The organism is Halanaeroarchaeum sp. HSR-CO, from assembly GCF_024972755.1.
Taxonomy (GTDB): Archaea; Halobacteriota; Halobacteria; order Halobacteriales; family Halobacteriaceae; genus Halanaeroarchaeum.
The window spans coordinates 1,860,717-1,873,394 of sequence record NZ_CP087724.1; the positions used below are offsets into that span (position 1 = coordinate 1,860,717).

The 12,678-nt window shown below is 64.3% G+C and carries 13 protein-coding genes; 2 read left to right on the forward strand and 11 right to left on the reverse strand.

The annotated features are described in order from the left end of the window. Window positions 1–16: 16 nt before the first annotated feature. The 3 genes from HSRCO_RS09545 to HSRCO_RS09555 form a co-directional block, all read right to left on the reverse strand. Window positions 17–391 (reverse strand): cyclic nucleotide-binding/CBS domain-containing protein, encoded by a 375-nt coding sequence (locus HSRCO_RS09545; protein WP_259517420.1) that lies wholly within the window; start codon window positions 389–391, stop codon window positions 17–19. Between the two features lie 88 nt (window positions 392–479). Next, window positions 480–1,388 carry an arginase gene (gene rocF, locus HSRCO_RS09550; RefSeq protein WP_259517421.1) on the reverse strand — a complete coding sequence of 303 codons (909 nt, stop codon included), beginning with the start codon at window positions 1,386–1,388 and terminating at the stop codon, window positions 480–482. 64 nt (window positions 1,389–1,452) lie between these two features. Continuing rightward, window positions 1,453–2,370 carry an NAD-dependent epimerase/dehydratase family protein gene (locus HSRCO_RS09555; protein ID WP_259517422.1) on the reverse strand — a complete coding sequence of 306 codons (918 nt, stop codon included), beginning with the start codon at window positions 2,368–2,370 and terminating at the stop codon, window positions 1,453–1,455. 129 nt (window positions 2,371–2,499) lie between these two features. Between HSRCO_RS09555 and HSRCO_RS09560 the strand changes: the two genes are divergently transcribed. Beyond that, complete coding sequence (locus HSRCO_RS09560; protein WP_259517423.1) at window positions 2,500–3,033, forward strand: Rrf2 family transcriptional regulator; 534 nt, start codon at window positions 2,500–2,502, stop codon at window positions 3,031–3,033. 57 nt (window positions 3,034–3,090) lie between these two features. Next, window positions 3,091–4,245 (forward strand): NAD(P)/FAD-dependent oxidoreductase, encoded by a 1,155-nt coding sequence (locus tag HSRCO_RS09565; RefSeq protein ID WP_259517424.1) that lies wholly within the window; start codon window positions 3,091–3,093, stop codon window positions 4,243–4,245. Window position 4,246: 1 nt separating this feature from the next. Here the strand turns inward: HSRCO_RS09565 and HSRCO_RS09570 are convergent, their stop codons facing one another. The 8 genes from HSRCO_RS09570 to HSRCO_RS09605 form a co-directional block, all read right to left on the reverse strand. Further along, the gene (locus HSRCO_RS09570) at window positions 4,247–5,068 is read right to left on the reverse strand and encodes a nucleoside phosphorylase (protein WP_259517425.1); all 822 of its coding nucleotides are present in this window, start codon (window positions 5,066–5,068) and stop codon (window positions 4,247–4,249) included. A gap of 44 nt (window positions 5,069–5,112) precedes the next feature. Then, window positions 5,113–5,499 carry a cytidine deaminase gene (cdd, locus tag HSRCO_RS09575; protein ID WP_259517426.1) on the reverse strand — a complete coding sequence of 129 codons (387 nt, stop codon included), beginning with the start codon at window positions 5,497–5,499 and terminating at the stop codon, window positions 5,113–5,115. 45 nt (window positions 5,500–5,544) lie between these two features. After that, window positions 5,545–6,642, reverse strand: coding sequence for an ABC transporter permease (locus HSRCO_RS09580; RefSeq protein ID WP_259517427.1), 1,098 nt, complete (start codon window positions 6,640–6,642; stop codon window positions 5,545–5,547). After that, a complete protein-coding gene (locus HSRCO_RS09585) occupies window positions 6,635–7,915 on the reverse strand; it encodes an ABC transporter permease (RefSeq protein WP_259517428.1) in 1,281 nt (426 codons plus the stop codon). The genes HSRCO_RS09580 and HSRCO_RS09585 overlap by 8 nt, the downstream gene beginning before the upstream one ends. Then, on the reverse strand, window positions 7,912–9,477 hold the full coding sequence (locus tag HSRCO_RS09590) for an ABC transporter ATP-binding protein (RefSeq protein ID WP_259517429.1): 1,566 nt from the start codon (window positions 9,475–9,477) through the stop codon (window positions 7,912–7,914). Before HSRCO_RS09590 ends, HSRCO_RS09585 begins: the two co-directional genes overlap by 4 nt. Window positions 9,478–9,511: 34 nt before the next feature. Beyond that, window positions 9,512–10,651: a BMP family protein gene (locus HSRCO_RS09595; RefSeq protein WP_259517430.1), complete on the reverse strand. Its 1,140-nt coding sequence runs from the start codon at window positions 10,649–10,651 to the stop codon at window positions 9,512–9,514. 68 nt (window positions 10,652–10,719) lie between these two features. Further along, the gene (locus HSRCO_RS09600) at window positions 10,720–12,117 is read right to left on the reverse strand and encodes a phosphomannomutase (RefSeq protein ID WP_259517431.1); all 1,398 of its coding nucleotides are present in this window, start codon (window positions 12,115–12,117) and stop codon (window positions 10,720–10,722) included. Window positions 12,118–12,180: 63 nt separating this feature from the next. After that, entirely contained in the window at window positions 12,181–12,651 is a 471-nt protein-coding gene (locus HSRCO_RS09605) for a DUF5793 family protein (RefSeq protein ID WP_259517432.1), read from the reverse strand. Window positions 12,652–12,678 lie beyond the last annotated feature (27 nt).

The following is a 12,678-nucleotide window of genomic DNA, read 5'->3' on the forward strand; positions in this document are numbered from 1 at the left end:
CTACAGTCGATTCGTTCTACGAGAGATGGGCGGCGACGTCGCTGGAGGAGACCATGCCGACGAAGTCGTCGTCCACCACGGGGAGGTGTTTGATGCCGTACGTCGTCAACATTGCGGCGACTTCCTCCATGTAGAGGTCGGGCGTGACCGTCTCGACTTCCTTGGTCATCACGTCCTCGACCGTGAGTTCCGTCAGGTCCTTCCCGTCGGCGACGGCGGCGATGATGTCAGTACTCGTGATGATCCCGTGGCGGCTCGCCGTCACCACGAGGGCGGCGATGTCGTGTTCGCGCATGACCTCTGCTGCGGTCTGTACGGATTCGTCGGGAGCGATCATCTCCAGTGGTGTCGACATTACGTCTTCGACGCGTGTCGGTCCATCAGATGCCATAGTGTGAACAGTGGGTCCGCAAACAATGGTGTTTCGACTTTTCCTCGGACGTTGATACGACGGCGCGGAGGTGACACGACCACTCGACTCAGAGGATCCGCTTGCCGAGAGCGCTGGCCGCGAGTTCCGCGGCCATCTCCGCCGTCTGGTTGCGTTCGTCCAGGATCGGATTGACCTCCACGAGTTCCAGCGATCGCAAGACGTCGTACCGGCGGTCGAGATCGGCGAGCAGTTCCATCGCGGCGTGGGCCTCGCGATAGGTGACGCCACCCCGAACCGGGGTCCCGACGCCCGGCGCTTCGTTGGGGTCGAGCCAGTCCAGGTCGAGACTGACGTGGATCCCCTCGACACCGTCTGCGGCGACCGCGAGGGCGTCCTCCACGACGGTGGTGAGCCCGCGTTCGTCGATGTCCGACATCGTGTAGGCCGTGACGTCGCTCGCCCGGATAGCTGCCCGTTCGCTCTCGTCCAGGTCGCGGAGGCCGACGAGTGCCACGTTCTCCTCGCTGAGCCCCGCTGCGGTGGCCCAGTCCATCTCCGCGAACTCGTCGAGGCCCAGAGCGGCCGCCAGCGGCATACCGTGGACGTTACCACTCGGCGACGTCGAGGGCGTGTTGAAGTCGCCGTGAGCGTCGAACCACACGACGCCGGTAGGGTCGGTCCGGGCCGACCCGGCCATCGACCCGATGGCGACGGAGTGGTCGCCACCGAGGACCAGCGGCACCTCGCCGTCCTCGATAGCTGCCGCGACGTCGTCGGCCAGACGGACGTTCACCTCCCTGACGGCGTCGATGTGTCTGGCGTTCACGTCCGAGCCGTTCTCTCGTTCCTCCATCAGCGGTGCACGAACGTCGCCGATATCCGCACAGGCCGCTCCGGCCGCCCTTATCTGCCGGTCGAGGCCGGCGTATCTGATGGCCGACGGACCCATATCCACACCTCGTCGATTCGCGCCGTAATCGGTCGGCGCTCCGATGATTCGGACGGCATTCGTCATGGGCGACCCTAACGGATGGATCGTGAAATCGCTTCGTGTCTCGACCGACTGCAGAAGGAGGGCCTTACTGGTAGGGGGCACAGACCCGCCGGATGCCCTCCTCGAAGGAGATGGACGGCGACCAACCGGTCGCGCCCTCGATCTTCGTGGCGTCAGCCATGGTGTCGTGGACGTAGACGTCCTCGGGGATGGGATTCTCGACGTAGGTCGGCTCGACCGCCGTTCCCAGTTCGTCGTTGATCATCTCGACGACCGTCTCGAAGTCGTACTGCTCGCCCGTCCCGACGTTGTAGATGCCGGTCAGTTCGTGCTCGGCCGCCTGGATGGTCGCCTCGACGACGTCCTCGACGTGGGTGAAATCCCGTGTCTGGGTGCCGTCGCCGTAGATCTCGGGCGAGCGACCGTTCGCGACGTCGTCGGCGAACTGCGCGATGATGTTGGCGTACTCCCCTTTGTGTTCTTCTGCCCCGTTGTACCCCTGGTAGACCGAAAAATAGCGCAGCCCGGCCATCGACATGTCGTAGTAGTTGGCGTAGTACTCCGCGTAGCGCTCGCGGGCGAGTTTCGACGCCTCGTAGCCGGTTCGGGCGTCGACGTCCATCGACTCCGGGGACGGTTCCGTCCGGTCCCCGTAGATGGACGACGTCGTCGCGTAGACCACGGTGTCGCCGCCATGGCGGCGGAACTGCTCGACGGCGTTGACGAATCCCTCGACGTTCACCCGAGCGCCCCGCTGGGGATCGTCTTCGTGCATCGCCATCGACGAGAGCGCGGCGAGGTGAAAGAGGACGTCCACGTCCGCCGGGAGATCCGCTTCCAAAACGCTTCGCTCGTGAAACTCGACGGCGTCGTCGAGGTTCTCTTCGGTGCCGAGGAACAGGTCGTCGACAACGATTACCTCGTTCTCGGTGGCGAGTGTATTGGCGAGATTCGACCCGATGAATCCGGCGCCGCCGGTGACGAGAACCCGTTGTCCATTCATATGTGGCCTTCTGCCCGACGGTATGATAACCGCTTCGAATAGCGGCAGGTTCGGCCTACAGGGCTCGTCGCGCCCATCTGAGCCCGTCAGTCGGGGGTTTTATCTGCGGGAGGAACCTCTATTCGAGATATGTCGTCAATCGAATTAACGGCCAGCCAAAAAACCATTCTCCGGGCACTCGTCGACCTCTACACCCAGCGCGAATCTGCCGTCAAGGGCGAGGACATCGCCGAGGAAGTAGACCGGAATCCGGGAACGATCCGCAACCAGATGCAGAGCCTGAAAGCACTCCAGCTCGTCGAGGGCGTCCCGGGCCCGAAGGGCGGATACAAACCGACGACCAACGCCTTCGAGGCACTCGAGATCGAACAGATGGACCGTCCCGCGAACGTGGACGTCTACCTCAACGGGGAACTCATCGAGGAGGCAAACGTGCAGGACATCGATCTCTCCAGCGTTCACCACCCCGAACTCTGCCGTGCCGAAATCCAGCTTCGCGGCTCAGTCAGGGATTTCCACGAGGGTGACTCGGTCTCCGTCGGACCGACCCCCATCTCGAAACTCGTCGTCGAGGGGTCAGTCGACGGAAAGGACGACGCCCACAACATCGTCATTCTCAAGATTGACGACATGACTGCACCGGCCGAAGAACCGGAGCACTAACCGGCACGACTCCCTCCAAACGGAGGGGTTGTAAGGAGGCCGACCCGACGGATAGCCATGACCGACTCGGTCGTCGTTTTGGGTGGAGGCTACGCTGGAACCGCGGCCGTCACGCGATTGCAGGACCGGGCGATTGACGACTATTCTGTGACCTGGATCGACGATACCGTGTATCACCTCGTACGTCACGAGCTCCATCGCGCCGTCCGCGACCCCCTGGTTCGCCACGACATCACGGTCCCCCTCGAGGCCATCGCTCGTGATGATACCACCGTCATACAGGGGGTCGTCGAGAACGTCGACGTGGACGATCGGACCGTCGGTCTCGCCGGTGGGACGACCGTCGACTACGACTACCTCGTCGTCGCTATCGGATCCGAACCAGCCTACTACGGCATCGACGGCCTCGAGGACCACGCTTACCCCTTGTCCACACTCGAGGACGCCCTGGCGATCAACGACGCTATCGACGAGGCCATAGCGGGCGCCACTCGAAACGACCCCGTACAGGTCGTGGTGGGTGGCGGTGGCCTCTCGGGCATCCAGACGGCCGGCGAGATAGCACGATACCGCGACGAACGCGACGCCCCGATAGCGATCATCCTGGTCGAGGCACTCGATCGGATCCTCCCGAATGGCGACCCCGAATTACGGGATGCCATCGAGGCCGCGCTGTCGGCGGCCGACGTTCGCATCCTGACGAACGATCCCATCGTCGAAGCCACCGCCGAGGCGGTCCAGTTCGATGCACGGGATCCGATTCCGGCAGACGTTCTCGTGTGGACGGGAGGTATCAGTGGTCAGGCAGCGGTCGGCGCGACGAACGTGGAGAGCCAACACGACCGACTTCTCACGGCGGGTGATTTTCGGACGAGCGACGACAGCATCTTCGCTGTCGGAGACTCGGCGCTGGTGGACACGCCGAACGGACGGGCCCCGCCGACCGCCCAGGCAGCCATCCAGTCCGGAACTGCCGTCGCGGACAACGTATCGCGAGCGATCCGGGGAGAACCCCTCACCGAATGGACCCTCACCGATCGGGGGACGCTCGTGTCCGTGGGCGAGACGACGTTCGCCATCGACGTCCTCGGGCTGCCCACCGGCGTCGTCGGCGGGACCGTCGCGTCGGTGTTGAAAAAGGGCGTCGCCGCCCGGTGGCTGGCCACGGTGACCTCCTGGCCACGGGCGATGCGGGCCTGGAACTCGCTTTGATTCAGTCCAGAGTCAGGCCCGCGTGCCAGTGGTCGACGCCAGCAGCACGTTTCGTCTCGTCCATCGCCGCCAGCAGGTTGACGGCCAGACTCGCGACTTCGGCCGCTCGTTCGTCGCCCTCTTTGCGGAACTCCCCGGTCACGCGGTTGGCGTAGACAGAACAGACGGCACCCGCTCTGAGCCCGTAGACGTTCGCCAGGGTGAGAATGGCGCTGGCCTCCATCTCGACGTTCGTGACGTTCGCGTCCTGGAGAGCATCGATCAGGTCCTCGCTTCCCGCCGCCTCGAACCCGCCGAATCCGGGGCGGCCCTGCCCCGCATAGAAACTGTCGGCGCTCATCGTCAGACCGACGTGGTAGTCGTAGTCCAGCCGTTCGGCCGCCGCGACGAGTGCGGAGACGACCTCACGGTCGGCGACGGCCGGGTAGTCCTCCCGGACGTACTCCGCACTGGTTCCTTCCTGCCGGACGGCCCCGCTCGTAATGACGAGGTCACCGACGTCCATTCCCGGCTGGATGGCACCACTCGATCCGACTCTGATGAAGGTGTCAGCACCGATCCGGGCCAGTTCCTCGACGGCGATGGCGGCGGATGGACTGCCGATACCGGTCGAGGTGACCGATATCGGGACGTCCTCGTAGGTTCCGGTGACGGTCCGGTACTCGCGGTGATAGCCGCGTTCTGTCGCGTCATCCCAGAACTGCGTGATCCGGTCGACGCGTTCGGGATTGCCCGGTAACAGTACGGCGTCGGCCACGTCGTCCGCGCCGACGTCGAGGTGGTACTGGACGTCGTCGCTGGGGTCCTCGCTAGTGGCGGGCATCGATGGCTCGAATTCGCCTGCGATCCGCAAAGAAGCTTCGCCACTCAATCGAGCAGTTCGTTCGAGAAGGCGTGTGGGAGAAGCTCGCCCAGCGAGTACTCGGTCACACCGTCGTCGTCCTCGGTGAACACGGTCAGTTCCGGGTCGGCGAACTCGGCCAGCGTCTGTCGACACATCCCACAGGGAGTGACCCCGTCGCGTTTCTCGGAGGTGACGGCGATACGGGAGAACGTCTCGTGGCCGGCCATCCGCGCCCTGACCAGTGCCACCTCCTCGGCGTGGAGGCTGTTCGAGAAGTTCGAGACCTCCATGTTCGTCCCCGTGAACACGGAACCGTCGGCCGTCTCGATGGCCGCACCGACGGGATACTCCGAGTAGGGGACGTAGGCCTGCGACGTGGCCTCCCGGGCCGCCGCCATGAGTTCGTGCATGGACGACGGTACGAAAGCGGGCGAAAAATACCTCCCGACTCCCGCTCACTCCTCGCCGGACTCGTAGTGTTCGCCGGCGGCCTTCGGGATGCGGGTTTTCCCGACGAGGGCGAGGACGACGATGACCGTCAGATAGGGGATGGTCCGCACGAGCGGTTTCGGGATGGCGAGCACGTCGCGAGCCTGGAGTGTCAACTGCACGGCGTCCAGACCGGCGAACAGGAGCGTCGAGAGCATCGCGCCGATCGGGTTGTAGTTCCCGAACAGGTAAGCGACGATGGCGATGAATCCCTTCCCGTTGACCATCGTCGGACCGTTGCCCGTGAACTGGCCGAGGCTCAACGAGAGTGCCGCGCCGCCGATTCCCGAGAGCACACCCGACAGCATCACGGCGGCATATCTGACCTTCCGGACGCTCACGCCGGCGGTGTCGAGGGCCTTCGGGTTCTCGCCGCTGGCGATGACCCAGCGGCCGAAGGAAGTGCGATAGAGCGTGTACCAGGAGGCCCCCACGGCGGCGAACATCAGATAGACGACGGGACTGGCGTCGAACAGCGCCCCGAAGAAGGGGATCTCCGAGAGATAGGGAATCGTGATACTGCTGAAGGTCTCGACGCTGTCGGTGTTCGGCCCACCGTAGATGACCTGGGAGAGGAACGGCGCGAGACCGAGCGCGATGAGCCAGATAGCGAGGCCAGCGATGATCTGGTCCGCCCGAAACTCGATCGTCACGACGGCGAACAGGGCCGCGAGGATGGTACTCGCGAGCACGCCTGCCCCCATTCCGATCCAGATGCTCCCGGTGATATCGGTCGCGTAGACCCCGCCGAAGGCACCGATGATGAGCAGGCCTTCGAGACCGATGTTGATGACGCCGCTCTTCTCCGCGAAGATACCACCCAGGGCCGCGAAGGCGATGGGGACAGAGAGACGCAATGCGGACGCGAGCGTGCTCTTGTCAGTCAAGATGTCGAAGAGACGACCGGTCGTGGATTCGGGATTCAGCGCGCCGAAGACGCCGATCACCACCAGCACGAGGAGGGTGGCAACGACGAACAGCCCCCGATTGCCGATGCCGGCGAGGCGGCCCGGGAGTCGATCGGTGAGTGTGCCGGTCGCGTCGCGTCTGTCCGCTTCACTCATCGTCGGTCACCTCCCCACCATCGGGCGCAGCCTGCTCCGGTTCGGCGATATTCTCGGGGAGGATGCGGGCGCCGATGAGCCGGAAGAACTCCGGCATCGCGACGAACAGGATGATGAGACCCCGGAGGACGCCCACGAGCTGTGGCGGAACGTCGGAGCCGACGTCCACGACGATGGACCCGCTCTTCAACACGCCGAAGAGCAAAGCGGCGAACCCGACCCCCAGCGGACTGTTCCCCGCGAGGATGGAGACGGTGATGCCGTCGAATCCGTAACTCGGGACACCCGTCTGGAAGTTCCCGAGCACCATCAACACGTAGACGGCGCCGCCGACACCTGCCAGGGCCCCGGAGAGCACCATGCTCGTCACGATGGTCCGCTCCGCGTCGACCCCCGCGTACTCGGCAGCCGTGGGCTGGATGCCACTGGTACGGATATCGTAGCCCAGCGCCGTCCGCGTGAGGAGGTACCAGATGGCGAAGACGAGCACGATAGCGAAGCCGAGTGCGAGCAGAGAGAAGTCGTCCCGGGGCTGGAAGACCACGTTCGGGAAGAGGGCCACGTCGGGGAGGGCGACCGTCTGATTGGCGAAACTCTCGGGGTCCTTGAATCGGTTCGCGGCCAGGTACAGCGCGATGGCAGTCGCCACGAAGTTCAACATGATGGTCGTGATGACCTCGTTCGCCTCCGCGTACGCGAGCAGGGCGCCCGGAATCGCGGCGAAGGCACCACCGGCCGTCGCACCGATGAGGATCCCGAGTGTGAGCAACACGAGGGTCCCGAATGCACCGGAGACGAACGGCGCGACGTAGAGGAGGACGATGGCCGTTGCGAGTGCCCCCATCACGAGTTGTCCCTGTGCCCCGATGTTGAAGATGCCCGCTCTGAAGGCGACTGCGACGGCCAACCCCGCGAATATGAGGATGGTCGTCTCTGAGAGCGTCGTGGCCAGTTGCCCGTTGAGCAGGTCGAACCCCGGACGGATGATCGCACCGAACTCGCCTTGCAGGGGATTGAAATCCGGATTGATTGGGTTACCGAGTGCGCCGAGGAACAGTTTGTTGAAGACGAGGAACGGGTCGTAACAGAATCCGACGCCGAAGTAGGAGACCGCTGCCGTCCCGCAACTGGTCATCCGGCCGGCCATGAGGATGAGGACGAACCCCACCAGCACCGAGAGCAACAGCGATGCCGAACTGATCAGGATTCGTTCGGTCGCCGAGGCACGGACGAGACGGGCGAGGACGGCCTCCAGTCGGTCGCGGAGGCTCATGGCGAGCCCCCATCTACCGTGGCCCGGTGGTCGGCGTCTGCTATCGAGTCCGGGTATTCGCCGGCCATCAACAGCCCGAGTTCCTCCTCTGAGACGTCACTCGGATCCACGACGGCCATGAGTTCGCCTTCGTACATGACGGCGAGTCTGTCGGAGAGCCCCTGGACCTCGTCGAGTTTTGACGAGACCAACAACACGGCCGTGTCCTGTTCCCGAAGGCCGAGGATCCGTTCGTGGATGTACTCGGTCGAGCCAATGTCGACCCCCCGCGTCGGGTGGGTCGCGATCATGATTCGGGGCTCGCGCTCGAACTCCCGCCCGACGATGAACTTCTGCTGGTTGCCACCCGACAACGAGACGGCGTCCGCGGCGGTGTCCCCGGGACGAACGTCGTACTCCTCTACCACGTAGGTGGCGTGGCCGCTGGCCTCCTCCCAGTCGATGCGACCGGTCGACGCGAACGGTGGGGCGTGCTGACTGCCGAGGATGCCGTTCTCGACGAGGTCGAAATCCATGACGAGACCCCGTGATTGCCGGTCCTCGGGGATGTATGCCATCCCCGCTTCGATCCGTTCGCGACGATGGCGGTCGGTGACGACCGCGTCGTCCAGCGTTATCGACCCCTCCGTCGGGGACCGAAGCCCGGTGATGGCCTCGACCAGTTCGGTCTGCCCGTTGCCGTCGACCCCGGCGATGCCGAACACCTCGCCCTCCTTGATCGAAAAGGAGACCTCGGAGACCGTCTCGACGCCACGTTCGTCGTCGACGGACAGCGAATCGACATCGAGCACGACGTCACCCACCGCAGCTGGCCGTTTATCGACTTCGAGGAGAACCTCGCGACCGACCATCATCTCGGCAAGCGACTCCCGATCCGTCTCGGCTGCATCGACGGTCCCCACATTCCGCCCATCACGGAGGACCGTGATCTCGTCGGCAGCGGTCATCGCCTCGCCGAGTTTGTGGGTGATGAAGATGACCGTCTTTCCCTGGTCGGTGAGTTCGTCGATGACGTCGAAGAGGTCCTCGACCTCCTGGGGAGTCAACACGGCGGTCGGTTCGTCGAGGATGAGGACCTCGGCCCCGCGGTAGAGTGCTTTCAGAATCTCGACGCGCTGGCGCACACCGACGCTCACGTCGGCGATGGTGGCGTCTGGATCCACGTCGAATCCGTATCGATCGCTGAGGTCGACGACCGCGTCCCGCGCGGCGTCCCGGTCGATAGCAAGGCCGCCCCACTTCCGTGGCTCGTTCCCGAGCACGATGTTCTCGGTGACGGTCATCGGTTCGACCAACATGAAGTGCTGGTGGATCATCCCCACTCCTGCGTCGATGGCGTCCCGTGGGGAATCGAAGTCGCGTCGCGACCCGTGGACGTGAACCTCGCCCTCGGTGGGCTGATACAGACCGTAGAGGACGTTCATCAACGTGGTCTTGCCAGCACCGTTCTCGCCGAGTAGTGCGTGAACCGTGCCTTCGGCTACGGTCAGGTCGACGTCGTCGTTGGCCAGCACACCGTGGAACCGTTTCGTGATCCCCGCCAGTCGAACGGCTGTGTCCATTGTTTCAAAGGCGACCGTTTGGTAGGTGTTCGCTTCAGACGTCGTCGGGGCTGGTCGGGACGGAAATGTCGCCGTCGATAATGGCCTGGCGGGCCGAATCGACGGTATCGACGACATCGCTGGGAACGTCGGAGCCGATCTCGTCTCCGTAGACGAGCGCCACGCCCTCGTCCTGCAGACCGAGCGGGGTGACGTTTCCGCCCTCGAACGTCCCCTCGACGACGCCGTCGATAGCGTTGTAGACGGCCGTGTCCACCCGTTTGACCATGCTCGCGAGGATGACGTCGGCGTAACTGTCCTTCGTCAGCGACTGATCGCGGTCGACGCCGATTGCGAAGCGGCCTTCTTCCTGTGCGGCCTGGAAGACGCCGGTCCCCGTGTTGCCCGCGGCGTGATAGACGAAGTCCGCCCCGTCACCGTACATCGTCAGTGCCGCCTCCTTCCCCCCGCTCGGGTCGTTGAAATCACCCACGTAGGAGGACTGGATCGATATCTCGTCGTCGATGTCGGCCACACCCGCACGGAAACCAGCTTCGAACTTCTCGATCAGGTCGGACTGGACGCCACCGACGAACCCGACCGTCTTCTCGTCGGAGACTGTCTCGGCCGCACCAGCGCTGAACTCCGTCGAGGTGAGCATCGCCACGAGCTGGCCAGCGAGGTACGAGCCCTCGTGCTCGGCGAAGACGTACGAGTTGACGTTCGGTTCCTCGACGACGCTGTCGACGATCATGAACTTCTGGTCCGGATAATCGGCCGCCGTCTCCGACAGGGCGTCGGCCTGCAAGAACCCGATCGTCGAGATGAGGTCGTATTCCGGATCGGTCGACTGGGCGAACTGTTCCTGGTAGTTCGCGAAGTCGGAGACGTTCTCCGGTTGGGCCTCCTCGTACGCGAGGTCCCATTCTTCGTTCGCGTCCTTCAAGCCGGACTGTGCCTGGTCGTTGAACGAACCGTCGCCGAGCCCACCAGTGGCGTACACCATGCCGATATTGGCGTCGACCTCGTCGGTCGACTGGGTCGTCGTTTCGTCGTCGCCAGAGCCACCGTCGGAGTTGTCAGTCGTTTCCGCTCCACCCGAGGGACCGCCGGAACAGCCTGCGAGTCCGCTGAGTGCCACGACGCTACTACCACCCGTCAGTTTGAGAAATTGCCGCCGGTCGAAGCCGGACATGTCTGTCCCGAAAACACCGTGTTTGTCCAATAAAGGCGTCGATAATCGCCGCTATCGGTCCGTGCTAACTAGTCCACCGAATCGACGGTATCGGCGACGAGCGACCGGACCGTCTCGGCGAGGTCGTCGACTGCGTCGCTCTCCGCGTAGACCCTGATGTAGGGTTCGGTCCCGCTTGGACGAACCAGGACCCACGAACCGTCGTCGAAGTCCAGTCTGACGCCGTAATCGGTGTCGACGGCCGCCGCTGGGAACTGGTCGGGAAGCGAGTCCTCGAGCGCATCCATCACCGCCACTTTGCCTTCGTCGGGACAGTCGACGCTGATCTTTCGGTACGGTCGCTCCGTGATCGGTTCGCGGAGCGCATCGAGGCCTCCCGCCGTCGCCAGAAGTGTCGAGACGACCGCCGCACTCGTCACACCGTCGATCCAGGTTCCGAAGCCCGGATGGATGTGTTTCCAGGGTTCGGCTGCGAACACGACCGTTCCACCACTGGCCTGAACCCGTTCGATACCTTCGTGAAGCGCCCCGAGCCGGACCCGCTCTGTCCGACCACCGGCCGCCTTCACCCGTTCGTCGATCCGTCCGGAGGCATTCGGAGTGGTCACCATCACTGGGTCCGGCGCCGTTGCGGTCCGAACGTAGTGCTCCGCGAGCATGGCGACGATGGTATCCTCGTGGACCACGTCGCCGTCCCGCGCCACGATAACGATGCGGTCGGCATCTCCATCGTGGGCGATGCCCAGATCGAACTCGCCGTCTGCGACGAAAGCCCGAAGGTCGCTCACCGTCTCCGGCGTCGGCTTGCTCGGGCGCCCGGGGAAGTGCCCATCGACAGAGCAATTGAGCGTGACGACGCGGCCACCGAGGGCTCGAAGGACGAACGGGGTCGCGAGACTCGCCATTCCGTTGCCACAGTCGACCGCGATGGAGACGCCCTCGAGTGGCGTCTCGAGCCGATTCGATCCCTGCGAGGCCGCCGGGTGCGACGGAGCGATGCGCTGTTCGACCGCGTAGTCGACGACGGCCTCACGGTAGGCGGGAAGGACATCGACCGACTCGCTGTTCCCCCACCGGTTCCAGTCGGTCGGGGCGACATCGGCGTCGACTCGGTCGACGATCCGTCGCTCGGCGGTCGCGTCGTACTCCACCCCGTCCTCGAAGAGTTTGATGCCGTTATCCTCTGGGGGATTGTGTGAGGCGGTTATCATGACCCCTCGTCGTCCTCGCGAGGCGTACGCGACAGCCGGCGTGGGGACCACGCCGAGGGTCCGCACGTCGGCTCCGGCACTCTCGAGGCCCGCCTCCATCGCCGCGGTCAACGCTGGTCCGGTCACCCGGCCGTCTCGCCCCAGTACGAACTCGTCGCCGTCTTCACCGGCGGCCCGACCCACGGCAAGTGCCAGAGATGGCGTCACCGTCGTCGTGGCGTCGCCACGGATACCAGCCGTTCCGAAGAGGTCCATAGCAGGTGGCTCGCCGGCGGAGTACTTAGAGGCTGTCGATGCTGTCACCGGTCACCGAGTACCCTACAGTTCGACGCCGCTGGGAATGAGGCTGTTCGAGCGAAGGAGGTCGCCGTCCCTGTTGTACACCAGGAACGTCGACTTCTCGTAGGTGACGAAGTGTTCGCCCCCGAAGGCTATCTCGACGCGATACCGGGCGTCTCCGTCTGTCGCGTCTGCGTAGCGACGGGCTGCCGTGATGAACTCCAGGACGGCTTCGGCCTCGACGTTCATCTCGAGGATGAAATCGCCAGTGAGCCGGTTCGTGACGGCGACGACGCCCTCGGCTTCTGGGTCGTCGACGGAATCTTGAAGACGGAATGCGACGTCGGTGTCCGCCGCGTCGAGGACGGCTCCTGCGTCGTCGGCGAATCGTGAACGGAGGGTCGATTCCGGTCCCTGGAAATCGATCTCAACAGTCGGTAAACGAGGGTCCCCCTCCTCGTCGACCCAGTCGACGTTGCTGACGGACAGCGTGAAGTAGTCGCGCCTCATCACCTAGCGGCCGATTGGGCTTTGTGA